General features: G+C 30.1%; 13 protein-coding genes, 1 pseudogene and 1 other annotated feature. Of the genes and pseudogenes, 13 read left to right on the top strand and 1 reads right to left on the bottom strand.

Annotated elements, in window-relative coordinates; translation table 11 throughout:
• Window positions 1-98 precede the first annotated feature (98 nt).
• The 3 genes from T483_RS0127425 to T483_RS0127415 all read left to right on the top strand — a co-directional run bounded on the left by T483_RS0127425 (window position 99) and on the right by T483_RS0127415 (window position 3,128).
• The gene (locus T483_RS0127425; protein ID WP_026889699.1) at window positions 99-1,097 is read left to right on the top strand and encodes a LacI family DNA-binding transcriptional regulator; all 999 of its coding nucleotides are present in this window, start codon (window positions 99-101) and stop codon (window positions 1,095-1,097) included.
• A gap of 221 nt (window positions 1,098-1,318) precedes the next feature.
• Window positions 1,319-1,762 carry a MarR family winged helix-turn-helix transcriptional regulator gene (locus T483_RS0127420; protein ID WP_026889698.1) on the top strand — a complete coding sequence of 148 codons (444 nt, stop codon included), beginning with the start codon at window positions 1,319-1,321 and terminating at the stop codon, window positions 1,760-1,762.
• Window positions 1,755-3,128 (top strand): MATE family efflux transporter, encoded by a 1,374-nt coding sequence (locus T483_RS0127415; protein WP_026889697.1) that lies wholly within the window; start codon window positions 1,755-1,757, stop codon window positions 3,126-3,128. Before T483_RS0127420 ends, T483_RS0127415 begins: the two co-directional genes overlap by 8 nt.
• A gap of 55 nt (window positions 3,129-3,183) precedes the next feature.
• Here the strand turns inward: T483_RS0127415 and T483_RS0127410 are convergent, their stop codons facing one another.
• A complete protein-coding gene (locus T483_RS0127410) occupies window positions 3,184-3,369 on the bottom strand; it encodes a hypothetical protein (RefSeq protein ID WP_011967415.1) in 186 nt (61 codons plus the stop codon).
• Window positions 3,370-3,481: 112 nt separating this feature from the next.
• On the opposite strand from T483_RS0127410, the gene T483_RS0127405 reads away from it, so the two are divergent.
• From T483_RS0127405 to T483_RS29920, 10 genes and pseudogenes are all read left to right on the top strand, one after another.
• Window positions 3,482-4,057 carry a nucleoside recognition domain-containing protein gene (locus tag T483_RS0127405; protein WP_017209530.1) on the top strand — a complete coding sequence of 192 codons (576 nt, stop codon included), beginning with the start codon at window positions 3,482-3,484 and terminating at the stop codon, window positions 4,055-4,057.
• A gap of 53 nt (window positions 4,058-4,110) precedes the next feature.
• Window positions 4,111-4,632 (top strand): spore maturation protein, encoded by a 522-nt coding sequence (locus T483_RS0127400; protein ID WP_026889696.1) that lies wholly within the window; start codon window positions 4,111-4,113, stop codon window positions 4,630-4,632.
• A gap of 116 nt (window positions 4,633-4,748) precedes the next feature.
• On the top strand, window positions 4,749-5,993 hold the full coding sequence (locus tag T483_RS0127395) for an aminopeptidase P family protein (protein WP_026889695.1): 1,245 nt from the start codon (window positions 4,749-4,751) through the stop codon (window positions 5,991-5,993).
• 108 nt (window positions 5,994-6,101) lie between these two features.
• Window positions 6,102-7,877: an aminopeptidase P family protein gene (locus tag T483_RS0127390; protein WP_026889694.1), complete on the top strand. Its 1,776-nt coding sequence runs from the start codon at window positions 6,102-6,104 to the stop codon at window positions 7,875-7,877.
• A gap of 147 nt (window positions 7,878-8,024) precedes the next feature.
• Window positions 8,025-8,268: a binding site (T-box leader), on the top strand.
• A gap of 450 nt (window positions 8,269-8,718) precedes the next feature.
• Window positions 8,719-10,656, top strand: coding sequence for a methionine--tRNA ligase (gene metG, locus T483_RS0127385; protein ID WP_026889693.1), 1,938 nt, complete (start codon window positions 8,719-8,721; stop codon window positions 10,654-10,656).
• A gap of 415 nt (window positions 10,657-11,071) precedes the next feature.
• Entirely contained in the window at window positions 11,072-11,857 is a 786-nt protein-coding gene (locus T483_RS0127380; RefSeq protein WP_026889692.1) for a TatD family hydrolase, read from the top strand.
• Window positions 11,858-12,152: 295 nt separating this feature from the next.
• Window positions 12,153-13,205: a 3D domain-containing protein gene (locus T483_RS0127375; protein ID WP_026889691.1), complete on the top strand. Its 1,053-nt coding sequence runs from the start codon at window positions 12,153-12,155 to the stop codon at window positions 13,203-13,205.
• A gap of 158 nt (window positions 13,206-13,363) precedes the next feature.
• Window positions 13,364-13,921 carry a ribonuclease M5 gene (gene rnmV, locus T483_RS0127370; protein ID WP_026889690.1) on the top strand — a complete coding sequence of 186 codons (558 nt, stop codon included), beginning with the start codon at window positions 13,364-13,366 and terminating at the stop codon, window positions 13,919-13,921.
• Window positions 13,922-14,767, top strand: a complete 846-nt coding sequence (rsmA, locus tag T483_RS0127365; protein ID WP_026889689.1) for a 16S rRNA (adenine(1518)-N(6)/adenine(1519)-N(6))-dimethyltransferase RsmA — start codon at window positions 13,922-13,924, stop codon at window positions 14,765-14,767.
• Window positions 14,768-14,935: 168 nt separating this feature from the next.
• A pseudogene (locus T483_RS29920) lies at window positions 14,936-15,753 on the top strand (hypothetical protein); the annotation flags it as partial.

Below are 15,753 nucleotides of genomic sequence, written 5' to 3'. Positions count from 1 at the left end.
TTACAATAAAATAATAATTTATTTTAAGTTATGTTGATTTATAAGGTAATATGTTAGTATAATGAGATTATCTAGAAAAATTCAAAGGAGGAATAATAATGGCTACTTCTATTAAGGATGTTGCAAAAGAAGCTGGAGTATCAATTGCAACCGTTTCTAGAGTTTTAAATGATATCGATGTAGTAAACGAAGATACTAAGAAAAAAGTTTTAGATGCAATAAAGAAGCTTGGATACAGACCTAATATAGTTGCAAGAAGTTTAAAAACTCAAAGAACAAAGACAATAGGGATTCTACTTCCTGATATATCAAACCAGTTTTACCCAGAAATTGTAAGAGGTGCTGAAGATGTTTCAAATATATACGATTACAATATAATACTTTGTAATTCAGACCTTGATATAGAAAAGGAAAAAGAATACTTAAGGGTACTTAGAGAAAAAATGGTTGATGGTGTAATTTATATGAGCAGTTCTCTTAATGAAGAAATATTAGAACTAATCAATGAATTAGATATAAAAACTGTTTTAGTTGAAACTAAGGACAAAGAGGGAGTTCTACCAAGTGTAACAATTGATAATGTTAAAGCTAGTTACGATAGTACAAAGTTATTAATTGAAAAGGGAATAAAAGAAATTGCTTTTATAGGAGCTGAAAAAGAGAGCAAAAATGCTTGGGGTGATAGATACATTGGCTATGAAAATGCAATGAAGGAATCAGGAATAGAAATAGATCCTGAACTAGTTTATCTAAGCTCAATGAAAGTAAAGAGTGGATATGAAGGCATACAAAAATTCATAAAGCAAAATAAGAAATTTAGAGGTGTTGTATGTGCGTCTGATGATATTGCAATGGGAGCAATTAATGGACTAAGAGATAATAACTTAGATATTCCGAAAGATGTAAGTGTAATTGGATTTAATGATAATTTTGCAGCTTCAATTTTCTATCCAAAGATCACAACAATTTCTCAACCGACTTATGATATGGGATCTGTTGCTATGAGAATGCTTATAAAACTTTTAAATAAAAAAGAGTTAGATGAGCCACATTATGTTTTAGAGCATCAACTAGTTGAAAGAGAAAGTACAATTTAATAGAAAAAGAACCAAGTTTTATAACATAGTATATATGTTTATAGAAGACTACTTCAAGATAGCTTAAAGCTATTCTGGAGTAGTCTTCTATTTTTTAAAATCTATAATTAGTTGCGTATGTAACTAATTCGTGATAATATAGTTTGTATGTAATTATTTGGATATGAAATGAGATTATTGTTAATACTATAATAACATGATTAAGACAGGAGAGAAGTAATATGGATTGCTATCAGCATATAGGAAAATATATTGGTGAAATTCACAGAGCCAGCTGTATGTATTTTGGCAAGAAATTTAGTAAATTTGGAATAGGTGCTGGTCAATACTTGTTTCTGTTAAATCTTTATAAAAATGATGGTATAACACAAGAAGAATTAACGGAGAAAGTTAAATTAGATAAAGCTACAACAGCCAGAGCAATAAAAAAATTAGAGGACGAAGGTTATGTAAGGAGAATAAAAAAGGAAAGTGATAGGCGTGCCTATAAACTCGAACTAACCGAAAAAGCAGAACAGATTAAAGATGATGTATATTATATAATGAATGAATGGGAGTCTAAAATTAGAAAATGTTTTACTGATGCGGAATCTCAAGAATTAATGAATCTTTTGAATAAGCTATCTAAGAGTTCTTTAATTAATAAGGAGGATGTTAATGAATAAGCAGAATAGATTAGGAGAAATAAGTGTAGGAAAACTATTACTTGAGTTTTCAATTCCTGCCGTTATAGGAATGTTAGTCAATACATTATATAATATAATAGATAGAATATTTATTGGACATATAGAAGGCATAGGTGAACTTGCCATGGCAGGTGTCGGAATAACAATGCCAATAATGTTTATAATTTTAGCTTTTGGTATGTTAGTTGGAATTGGTACAGCAACTAAAGTATCAATAAAGCTTGGAGAGCATGATAAAGAAGGAGCTGAAAAACTTCTAGGAAATGCATTTACATTAATACTAATAATAAGCATACTACTAACATTACTTGGTCATATATTTGCTAATCCGCTTCTAAAAGCGTTTGGAGCAAGTGAAAATATTATAGGCTATGGTGAAGACTTTATAAGGGTAATTATTAGTGGCTGCATATTTAATATGATTAGTTTTGGCTTGAATCACTCCATTAGAAGCGATGGAAGTCCTAAAATAGCAATGGCTTCTATGTTGATGAGTGCTATTATAAACATAATCTTAGATCCAATATTTATATTTGGGTTAGGTCTTGGTGTTAAAGGTGGTGCCCTTGGAACTGTTGTTGCACAGACAATAAGTAGTATATGGATTTTGCATTATTTTACAAAAGGATCCAGTGTGCTTAAAATTAGAAAGAAAAACTTAAAGTTAGAGAAAAATGCAGTTTTAAGTATTTTTGCTATAGGAATTAGTCCTTTTAGCATGCAGCTTGCACAAAGCGCGGTTCAAGTAATAACTAATAATTCATTACAGTCATATGGTGGAGACTTAGCTGTAGGAGCAATGACCATAGTAAACAGTTTGGCGATGATATTTTTAATGCCGATTTTTGGATTAAACCAAGGGCTTCAGCCTATAATAGGTTATAATTTTGGTGCAAGGAAATATGATAGAGTTAAGCAAGCCGTAAAGTATGGAGTCATCACAGCTACAATAATAGTAGTAATAGGATTTATAATAATTGAAGGAATTCCAGAGACATTAGTTAAGATTTTCAATAATGAATCATCACTTATAGAGGTGACAGCGCATGGAATGAGAATATTTTTGATTATGTTGCCATTTATAGGAGGACAGATTATAATTACGAATTACTTTCAATCAATTGGAAGGGTAAAAATATCGATGTTTTTAAGTTTACTGAGACAGGTGATAATATTAATTCCGTGTCTTATAATAATTCCAAGGTTTAAAGGATTAGATGGAGTGTGGATTGCAGGAGCAACATCTGATATATTATCAGTTATAATTACACTTATCGTATTTTTTAAAACATCAAAGGATTTAATGGGAAATAGAAAAGAACAAAAGATTATTTTAGAAAATTAAAAGAATAGGTATGTCTCAATATAATTTTTAATATTTTGAGACATACCTATTTTATTTAAAGGATTCCTTCGTTTTTTAGAATATCTTCTAATTTCTGAACTCTGTTTGATAAACAAATAAACTTTTCTTTTAACTGTTCTTTTGACGGTTCATCATTGCTTATAACTTTTTCCATGTCTTCTACAGTCTTTAGAGCCTCTTCTACATCTTGTTGAGCTATCTTTAAATTTGAATCGTTCATAAAAATTCTCCTTAAAATAATATAATTATGTTTAGTAATTATATCCTATCACTACTAAAAAATAAGTGCAAGGAATATAAATGTAAAGAATAACTATACTATGGGGGAGAATATGATAAATTATATTTGGTTTTTTCTAATATTTTTTGGAATTCTAGTTGGATTATTGACTGGAAATGGAGAGCTTATTTCCAAAGCAATAATTAGTTCGTCAGGTAACACTGTAACCTTTATAATTGAACTTACAGGAATAATGTGCTTTTGGTGTGGAGTTATGAAAGTTGCAGAAAATAGCGGACTCACCGAAAAATTATCAAAGTTATTAAAGCCTATTCTTAAAAGAATTTTTAAAGAAGCTGCAAAGGATGAAAAAGCTTTAGGCGCTATTGTTATGAACCTTACTGCTAATATGATGGGGTTATCAAATGCAGCAACACCTTTTGGAATAAAGGCGATGGAAGAAATGGATAGGCTTAATTCAGATAAAGAAACAGCTTCAAATGATATGGCGCTTTTTCTTGTCTTAAATGCTACATGTATACAGTTAGTACCATCGACGATAATATCTATAAGAGCAGCATGTAATTCGGTTAATCCTGGAATAATAATATTGCCAACGATAGCATCAACGGCAACAGCTGCAATAGTTGGAGTAATATGCTGCAAGATATTACAGAAATATTTTTAGAAATTTCAACACTAGAATTTAATTAGAAATGCTTCAAGGAGGATTATAGAATTATGTTTAATTACTTAAGTAAAAGCATAATACCAATAATATTTTTACTTATAATAACATATGGGATGTTCAAAGGAAGAAAGGTTTATGAATGGTTTATAGAGGGCGCTAAGGACGGATTGATGGTAACCTTAAGAATATTTCCATATCTTTTAGCTATGATAATTGCAGTACAAGTATTTAGAGAAGCAAAATTAATGGATTTACTAAATAATCTAATTGCTCCACTTGCAAATTTTATAGGATTGCCTAAAGATCTAATACCATTACTAATAATAAAACCACTGTCAGGAAGCGGTGCGATTGGTGTGTTTACAGATATAATAAAAAGTTTAGGACCAGATACGAGAACAGGTCTTATAGCGTCAGTTGTAATGGGAAGTACAGAAACTATATTTTATACAATTACAGTGTATTTTGGAGCAATTAAGGTAAAGAAGATAAGGCATACTTTATGGGCAGCAGTATTTGCTGATGCAACAGCAATAATTATGGCTATATTTATGGTAAATATATGTTTTTAAAATAACAAGTCGAATTATTTGATAAAATTTGTTAGTCAGAATATTTATTAGTTAGAATCATTGGAGTATTATATTAACATAGGAATATATTTTAATAGTAGAAAAGAGGCTAAATTATGAATAAAGATACTTATATAGAAAACAGAAGCAAACTTATGAATAGTGTAGAAGATAATTCAGTAATGATATTATTTGCAGGTAAACCAGCTAAAAAGACTGGAGATGAATTCTATCAATTTACTCCAGATAAGAATTTTTATTACTTAACAGGAATACAAGAAGACGGACATTTGGTTGTATTATCTAAATATAATAATATAGTAAGTGAAAAGTTATTTTTGACAGATTTAGATTTGGATAAAGAAATGTGGAGTGGAAAAACATTAAGAGATTTTGAGGGAAAAGAGATATCTGGAATAAATGATGTATCTTATATGAAGGAGTTTACTTCTTATCTAAATGCATTAATAAAGGGAAAAGAAAAATTTAATTTGTATCTAGATTTGGATAGAGAAGAGTTTGAAGAAAGTGACTCTGTATCAAATAGATTTGCAAAAGAGATTATTAGTAAGTATCCACATATTAATATAAAGAATTTTACAAGTATAATTGCACCTCTAAGAATGGTTAAGTCTGATAATGAAATAAAAGAAATGAGAAAAGCAATAGAAATAACTATTGAAGGTGTAAAGTCTTTAATGAAAAATGTGAAGGCTGGAATGAAGGAATATGAAATCGAGGCTTATTTTGATTTTGAATGCAAAACAAGAGGCGTTAAAGATTATGCTTTTAGAACAATAGCAGCAGCAGGAAAAAATGCAACAATACTTCATTATGTAGATAATAACAGTGAGTTAAAAGATGGAGATTTAATTCTATTTGACCTTGGAGCTCAATGGAATTTATATAATGCAGATATAACAAGGGCATTCCCTATAAGTGGCAAGTTCACTCAAAGACAAAAGGAAGTTTATGAAGCTGTACTTAGAGCTAATAAAGCAGTAATTGAAAGAATAAAGCCTGGAGTGGATTCAAGAGAATTAAATGTATGGGCTAAAGATTTAATTGCACAAGAATGTATTGGATTAGGGCTTATAAAAGAAAAATCAGAAGTTAACAGATATTATTGGCATAAAATAGGTCACAGTTTAGGCCTAGATACTCATGATTTGGGGATACTTGGTAGAGAATTCACATTTGCAGAAGGAATGGTATTTACAGTGGAACCAGGTATATATATAGCTGAAGAAAATATAGGCATAAGAATTGAAGATGATATTTTAGTTACTAAAGATGGATGTGAAGTTTTAACTAAGAATATGATTAAGGAAATTGATGAAATCGAAGAATTCATGAAATAATATATTATTGCAAAAAATAAGAACCTAATAAGATTAAGATACATATATGTGTTTACTTATTAGGTCTTATGACGTTCTTAAAAAATTCATTTAAAAGAGGGAATAAATATGAGAGTATCAGAAAGAATACAAAAATTAAGAGAAATAATGAAAAAAGACAATATAGATTATTATATAGTGCCAAGTGAAGATTTTCATCAAAGTGAATATGTGGCTGAATGTTTTAAGTCTAGAGCATATATAACAGGATTTACTGGTTCAGCAGGAACAGCATTGATAGGAATGGAAAAAGCAATGCTATGGACAGATGGAAGATACTTTATACAAGCCAATGAACAATTAAAAGATTCTGGAGTAGAGCTTTTTAAAATGAGAATTCCTGGATGGCCGACTTTAGAAGAGTGGTTGATGGAAAATATGATGGATGGTCAAACTTTAGGTTTCGATGGGAGAGTATTATCGGTTAATCAATATAAAGAAATTCTAAAAATAAAAGAAAATAAAAATATAAACATAGTAATGAATAAAGACTTAATTGAAGAAATATGGGAAGACAAACCTAAAATGCCCAAAGAAAAAGTTTTTTTGCATGAAGTAAAGTATTGCGGAAAAACTGCAAATGAAAAGATTCAAGAAGTAAGAAATGAGATGAAGAAGCTATGTGGAAAGTCATATATAATATCATCATTAGATGATATAGCATGGATTTTTAATATTAGAGGAAATGATGTAAAGTATACACCAGTAGTTTTAGCATATGCATTAATTGATGAAGAGAAAGCTGTGCTATACATAGATAGGGAAAAGATATCATCTGCTGATGAAAAAACATTAACTAAAGAAGGCATAATAATAAAAAATTATGAGGATATATTTGAAGATATAAAAGAAGTACAAGATAGTGTTATATTAGACCCAAGTAAAATAAGTGCGTATATATGCAATCAGATTAATAAAGAAATAAAGAAAATAGAAGAAATGAATATAACTACAAATTTAAAATCTATAAAGAACGAGAAGGAAATAGAAAATCTTAAAAGTTGTCAGCTCAAAGACGGTGTTGCAATGGTAAGATTTATTAAGTGGATTAAGGAAAAGGTAGATAAAGAACCTATTACAGAGATTACCTTATCAGAAAAGTTATATGATTTTAGAAGTCAAGGAGACTTATTTATTGAAGAAAGTTTTGGAACAATTGCAGGATATAAAGAACATGCAGCAATGATGCATTATTCTGCAACAGAGGAAAGTGCATATAAGTTAGAAAAAGAAGGAATACTGTTAGTTGATAGCGGTGGACAATATTTTGATGGAACTACTGATATAACACGTAGCATTGTTTTAGGTAAATTGACTGAAGAAGAAAAACGAGATTTTACGCTGGTTCTAAAAGCACATATCAACCTTATGAAAGCAAAATTTTTAAAAGGAACTACAGGATCCAATATAGATATTTTAAGTAGAAGAGTTTTATGGGAAGAAGGAATAGACTACAAATGTGGAACAGGTCATGGGGTTGGATTCTGCTTAAGCGTTCACGAAGGTCCACAAACAATAAGGCCAGTACCGAATATAATAGAATTAGAACCGGGAATGATATTAACTAATGAGCCAGGAATATATAGAGAAGGCAAACATGGAATAAGGACAGAAAATATTATGCTAGTTGTTGAGGACGAAAGAAATGCTGAGTTTGGAGAATTTTATAAATTTGAAACCATGTCATATTGTCCAATAGACTTGGATGGAATTGATGTTCAATTGCTGACAGAGGATGAAAAAGAATGGTTAAATAATTATCATAAAGAGACTTATAATAAATTAAGTCCATTCTTAAGTGATAGCGAAAAACAATTTCTTAAGGAATCAACTAAGGAAATATAATTTAAACATTATAAATAGGTTATTGCACTTAAGAGCAACAAATAGTATAATGTAAATAATTTGGGGATTAATATATATTATAGGTTAAAAATTTTATCTATAAAGTTTAGATAAAATAATCTCTGAAACAAACTAGTATTAATTAAATAAATTGCTATGAAGAGAAGAGTAGTAAAAGAATCATTCTATAAGAGAGCTAATGTATGCTGAAAGTTAGCGTTTGTGAATTTTATGAAGATGGTCTCAGAGCATGTTTCTTGAGTCAAAGTTATTTGGTTAGGGAAATACGGAAGCGACCGTTATATTGCAGGGTGATGTTGGTCACCTACTAAGTTATTTGCTGTGAGGTAAGTAAGAATTAGAGTGGTAACACGTATAATACGTCTCTATATAGGTTTTAATACTTATATAGAGATTTTTTTATTCTTTAGGAATTTATATTTGAATAAAATCTGTAGATAACTTAAAAAAGGTTGATTGACTAGTTTTTGTATTTTAAAAAGAATAAAAAAGAAATCTTATTCCCCTGCCAAATTTTTATCACATGAGTTCGAAAAGGCAGATGCGTGAAAAAATCTCCGGCTCCACAGTCGCCTGCGATTTTGTTATACTTATGAGTAGACTAAAAGATAACGGCAAGATGATTTGAAAATAAAGACATAAATATGGCAATAATCTTAAGAATATATATTCTAATATTCTGATATTCTGATATTCTGAAGAATATGCTTAAAAAATGCGGGCTAGAGATGTCATGATACAATATATAGAAGGCAAAAATTAATATTATAATAGAAAAATAGCAATAAATAATTGCTTTAATATAAGGAGGACACAAATAATGTGTACAGATTGTAAAAAAACATATTATATTACGACACCAATTTATTATCCATCAACAAAGCTTCATATAGGTAATACCTATACAACTGTAGCTGCTGATGCTTTAGCAAGATTTAAGAGATTAACAGGTTATGATGTAATGTTCTTAACAGGAACAGATGAACATGGTCAAAAGATCCAAAGAATAGCTGAAGAAAAAGGAATAACACCAAAACAACACGTAGATGAAGTTGTTGCTGGTATTAAAGATCTTTGGAGCATGATGAATATAAGTTATGATAAGTTCATCAGAACTACTGATGATTATCACATTAAAGCTGTTCAAGACATATTTAAGAAATTATATGATCAAGGAGATATATATAAGAGTTCTTATGAAGGGTGGTATTGTACACCTTGTGAATCTTTCTGGACTGATACACAATTAGTTAACGGAAATTGTCCTGATTGCGGAAGACCAGTTGAAAAATCAAAGGAAGAAGCATATTTCTTCAAGATGAGCAAGTATGCTGATAAATTAATCAAATATATTGAAGACCATCCAGAGTTCATTCAACCAGAATCAAGAAAAAATGAAATGCTAAATAATTTCTTAAGACCAGGTCTTCAGGATCTTTGTGTTTCAAGAACAAGCTTTAACTGGGGAGTACCTGTAACTTTTGATGAAAGCCATGTTGTATATGTTTGGATTGATGCATTATCAAACTATATTACTGCGCTTGGATATGGCCAAGATAATAAAGATTTATATGATAAATACTGGCCAGCAGATGTACATTTAATAGGAAAGGATATTTTAAGATTCCATACTATTTACTGGCCAATAATGTTAATGGCGCTAGATTTACCTCTTCCAAAGCAAGTTTTTGGTCATGGATGGCTACTTGTTGATGGTGGAAAAATGTCAAAATCTAAAGGTAATGTAGTAGATCCAGTTGTTCTTGTAGATGAATTTGGAGTTGACCCTGTAAGATATTATTTATTAAAAGAAATTCCATTTGGAGCAGATGGATTATTTAATAATGAAATATTTATAAAGAAAATAAATTCAGATCTTTGTAATGATTTAGGTAATCTGTTATCAAGAACAGTTGCAATGGTTGAAAAATATTTTGGTGGAGAAATGCCAGCTCAAGATGAAAAAGAAGCTATTGATGATGAGTTAATAAATTTAGCATTATCAGCACCAGCTAAAATTGAGGAGGCAATAAACGAATTAAATATACCACAAGCTTTAGAATATGTTTTTGAATTAATAAGAAGAGCAAATAAATATATAGATGAAACAACTCCATGGATATTAGCTAAAGATGAAAGTAAAAAAGCTAGACTTGGAACAGTTCTTTATAATTTATCTGAAAGTCTTAGATTTGCGTCAGTAATGATCTCAGCATTTTTACCAGATACAGCGAGAAAAATTAATGAACAAATAAATACAGAATTAGCTTCATGGGATTCATTAAAATCATTTGATGGAACAAAACCAGGCACTAAAATGGTTAAAGCTGATAACCTATTCCCAAGAATAGATGTAGATAAGAAATTAGAAGAATTAGAAGCTTTAAAGGCTGCTCAAGCACCAGCTAAGAGAGAAATTACACCTATAAAAGAAGAAATAACAATAGATGATTTTGAAAAGGTTGATTTAAGAGTAGTAAAAGTATTAGCATGTGAACCAATAAAGGGAGCTAAGAAATTATTAAAATTAAAAGTTGATTTAGGTGGAGAAGAAAGACAAGTGGTTTCTGGAATATCTAAGTTCTATAAACCAGAAGAAATAGTAGGTAAAAATGTAGTTTTAGTTGCTAACTTAAAGCCAGTAAAACTTAGAGGCGAATTATCACAAGGAATGATTTTATGTGCTGCAACTGATGACGATAGTATATTAAAGGCAGTGGATCCAGGTGAAATTCCAACAGGTAGTATCGTAAGATAATTACAAAAAAATAGAACGTCTCACTTAGGGGAGTGAGACGTTCAGTTAACCATTCTAAATAAATGATTAAAAGGGGTAAATAATAATGCTTTAACTACTTTACAATCTTAATTTTAGTACATGAATATGTCATCTAGGTGTCAAATAATAAATTCGTAGAAATTAACTAGTATTTACGAATTTATTTTTATTTTAATTTGTATTGTATCATAGTTTAAGAGAAACTTTGATAAATTAAAGTTTCTAGAATATTTATATTGGATTACATAATTTTAAATAAAGTTACCATAAAGAGATCTAAGTAAAAAACTTTATGCTATTATCTAAGTATGAGTAAGTGATACTAAATTTAAATATAGTGGTTTCAGAATGTAATAATTGGAAACAATATTTAGAAGGAAAGGAATATTTGTTTATGAATCAAAAATTTGAAATAATAGATAGCCATGCTCATTATGATGATGAAGCTTTTAATGAGGATAGAGAGTCTTTGTTAAATGAGATTAATGAAAATGGGGTTATTGGAATCTTAAATTGCGCAGCATCATATGATAGTTTAAAAACAACAGACCGATTGACTAAGGATCATGATTTTATTTTTGGTGCTTTAGGAATACATCCAGAGAATGCAGATGAGATGAAGAACGATACAGTGGATGAAATTAAATCTTATATTAAGAATAATGAGAAGATAGTGGCTATTGGAGAAATTGGATTAGACTACTACTGGGATGAAAATCCATCGAAGGATATTCAGAAGGATGTATTTAGGAGACAAATGAATTTAGCGAAAGAACTAAATTATCCAGTTGTTATTCATGATAGAGATGCACATCAAGATACATTAGAAATAATTAAAGAGTTTCCAGATGTTACAGGTGTAGTTCATTGCTTTTCAGGGAGTGTGGAATTTGCAAGGGAATGTGTAAAACTAGGATATTATATAGGCGTGACAGGTGTTGTTACTTTTAAAAACGCAAAAAAAGTTGTTGAGGTAGTTAGAGAAATCCCTTTAGAAAAAATACTTGTGGAAACTGATTGTCCATACATGGCACCTGAACCAAACAGAGGAAAGAGAAATAAATCAGATTATATTGAATATATAATAACTAAGATAGCAGAGATTAAGAATATTGACCCTTATGAGGCAAATTTGCGATTTAATGAGAATTTTTTTAGATTGATAAGAAAGGAAAAATAAGGTAAAATATTAGTTGTACACTTTAAATATAATTTCTGTATTCAACATAAAAACAAATCTAATCTTAAACTGAAATTACTATTAAGTTTAATAAATGTTTCTATAATTTAATATCATAAATTTTTAATTCTATAATGGAGTAATATTAAAAACCGCTATCATTTTTATATATTATATTTTATGCACAGAGTGCATTATCACAATGCTTCATTATATTGCAAGAGTTTACTAATTTGACAAGTCTAGAATATTAATATATAATTCAAAAGACACTCTTGCCAAAGGAGGGAAAATAATGATAGAAAAATTGAGACAATTTATTAGGCAAAGTTTTTCTAACGGTCCGAAGGCAAAAATTATAATTGGAACAATTGCGTTAGCATTTGTAGTTGTTACAACAGTGACTATAATGAGCATGAGAAAAACGCTCGTAATAAGTATAGACGGTAAAGAAGCGACTTTTGTCACGTACAAGGGGACTGTTAAAGGTGTGTTGCAAGAAAATGGGATAGAAGTATCGCCTAAAGATAAAGTGCAACCATCCTTGGAATCCAAAGTATCTGAAAAAGAAACTATTAAAGTAAAAAAGGCTATTCCAGTAGAAATTAAGGCTGGTGGAATGGAAGTACAAGTGCAAACAGCAGAGGATACGGTTGAGGATATGCTGGATGCAGAGAAAAATACATTAAAAGATCAAGGAATAGAATTTGACAAAGATGTGGATGAGGTATTACCATCCCTAGAGTCTAATTTAGAGGGTAACGAAAGTGTCCAACTTGTCAAAGTGGAAACAAAAGATGTCACCGAGAAACAGCCAATTAACTTCGATACAATTGTAGAAAAAGATGAGAATTTGGACAGTAGTGTTCAGAAGGTTAAGAGTGAAGGAGTTAATGGTCAGAAACAAATTACTTATCAAATAATATATAAAGATGAAGTAGAGATTTCTCGTAATGTAAAGAGTACTAAAACCATATTAGAACCACAAAATGAAGTTGTGGTCAAAGGAACTGGTCAAGTGTACGCAAGTAGAGGTGGAGACAGAGTAACTTATAAGAAAAAGATTAATTGCACAGCAACCGCTTATAGCAATCATTCTACTACAGCTACAGGAAGAACGCCTGTTAGAAATCAAGGTGGTATGAGTACGATTGCAGTCGATCCGTCTGTAATACCATTAGGAAGTAAGGTTTATGTAGATGGATATGGATATGCAATTGCATCAGATACAGGTGGTGCTATAAAGGGCGATAGAATTGACATATACCTTAATTCGTCAAATGAATGTGATTCATGGGGAAGAAGATCAGTTGATGTATTAGTAGTTGCTTACCCAGGGCAATGGTAAGCTATTTTAAGAGATAACAAATGTTATCTCTATTTTTTTCTTTGAATTGTAGGTGTTTTATCATATTATTAGAAATGAGATAAAATAATTAAGGGCTATTTTATAATATAGATATATAATGCATAAAGTAATTATTAAGAAAGAAAGGAAGTAATGTATTGATAAAAGAAGTAATAGTCGTTGAGGGTAGAGATGACGTTGATGCTGTAAAGAAAGCTATAGATGCAGAAATAATTGCTGTAGGAGGATTTGGAATAAATGCAAAGGTAATAGCAAGAATACAGGAGGCCCAGAAAAGAAAAGGTGTAATTGTATTAACGGATCCAGATTTTGCAGGGGAAAAGATAAGAAGAATAATAGCAAAGAGAGTTAAGGGAATAAAACATGCATATATTACAAAAGAAGATGGGTTAAAAAATGGAGATATCGGAGTAGAAAATGCATGTCCAGAAGTTATATTGAAAGCTCTTGAAATGGCAAAAATAACACAAGAAGAAAAAAAGGCATTTTTTACTATGCAGGATATGTTTTATTTTAAGCTTACAGGAGATAATACTTCAAAGATTAGAAGAACTATGCTTGGTAAAATATTAGGTATAGGTTATGGAAATGCTGCACAAATGGTTTCTAGATTAAATAATTACGGAATAACCAAAGAAGAATTTACTAATGCTATAGAAGAAATAGAAAAACAACTGGAAGTAGGTAATAAATAAATGGATTTAAAAGATATAAAAACTCAGGAACTGGTAAAGAAATATAACTTTAAATTTTCAAAAAGCCTTGGACAAAATTTCTTAGTTGACGATTCTGTTCTCGATGATATAGTTAATGGGGCAGAAGTTAATAATGATGATTTTATTATAGAAATTGGACCAGGTGTAGGAACGCTAACTGCTCAACTTTTGATGAAAGCTAAAAAAGTAACATCTATAGAATTAGATAGCGATTTAATTCCAATACTTGAGCAAGAGTTGGGGGAAAATGAGAATTTTAGTTTAATACATAAGGACGCACTTAAAGTGGATTTTAATGAACTTATTGGAGATGAGAAAAGTGTTAAGCTTGTAGCAAATCTTCCGTATTATGTTACAACACCTATAATAGTTAAACTTCTAAAGGGTGGATATAACTTTAAATCATTAACTATAATGATTCAGAAAGAAGTTGCAGAAAGAATTAATGCTGAACCTAATTGTAAAGAATATGGTGCATTATCTGTTTTAGTACAGTATTATTGTGATACAAATATAATAAGAAAAGTATCACCAACTTGCTTTATTCCTAGGCCAAAAGTTGAATCTATAGTAATAAGATTAGATAGGTTGGATAAACCTAGAGTGAAGACTAAGGATATGGGGATTATGTTTGAGCTTGTAAGAGCAGGATTCAATATGAGAAGAAAAACTTTGTGGAATGCAGCGAAGACATTAAGAGTAGATAAAGAAAAATTAGAGGAAGCATTTGAAAAGTCAGGAATTGATCCTAAGAGAAGGGCTGAAACACTAACATTGGAGGAATTTGCAGTTTTATCTGATTTTATATATGATATAAGAAACTAAAAAGTAGAGAATGAGTAATTGCGGAATTATTCGTTCTCTGCTTTTAATTTGCATTAGATTTTCAGTGTTGCATGTATCATAAAAATATAGAAAAATGTTAGCTAAATCATAATTCTAATTTCCAGACATATACTATATGGAATAAATATATGTGGAGGGAATATAGGGTTGGCACACAACAAATTGTATAGAAACTTTATAATATTACAAGAAGATGAGAGAGGATATTCTCAATCTAATGATAAAGCTTTGTCTGGATATGCTAAGGTGGAGGCCAAAGGCGATAAGTGCAAAATCTCATTTTATGCTCAGAATCTTAGGCAAGAAGATAATTACTCCATGGTACTTATCTGTTGTAAAAAGGATTTAAAACAATTAATTGATATTGGACCTTTAGCAATAAATGAAGTCGGAAAGGGAGATACTAGTAAAGAATATTATGTAAATAACATAGCTGGTCTTGGAATATCTTATGAAAAAATATCTGGTGCTGCTATATGCAGGGCGAAAGATAATGAAACAGAGTTTGTAATGCATGGGTTTATGAATGGAGAAGAATCTGCTGATAATTGGAGAAGGTTTAAGATTATAAAAGTCGATTCTAAGAAATACGTTGATAAAACAACATTGCAAACTAAGGAAAAAGAAAATTTGAGTGTAAGTGTAGCGAGTAAAACTATAACTCAGTCAAGTGCTAAAGAAGAGGAAGTAGTAAAGGCACCTAAATTACAAGATGAATCAGTTGAACGAAAAAAGGATGAGATTGATCTTCAACCTAAAGCGAACATAGAATCTAAAGTTGAAGATAAACAAAATAGGATTCCAGAAGATCATCAAAACATAACTGAAACTATAGATAATTTAGATGAGGAAAGAAACAAGAATAAAGAGTGTAAAAAACCTGAAAAAGATTATAAACACGATAAGTGTGATAAAGAAGATAAATATGATAAATGCGATAAACATGACAAATGTGATAAAGAAGA

Origin of the sequence: Clostridium beijerinckii HUN142, assembly GCF_000621745.1 — a bacterium.
Taxonomy (GTDB): Bacteria; Bacillota; Clostridia; order Clostridiales; family Clostridiaceae; genus Clostridium; species Clostridium beijerinckii_A.
Note: the sequence above shows the minus strand (reverse complement) of the source record. Positions and strands in the feature narration are given on the sequence as shown.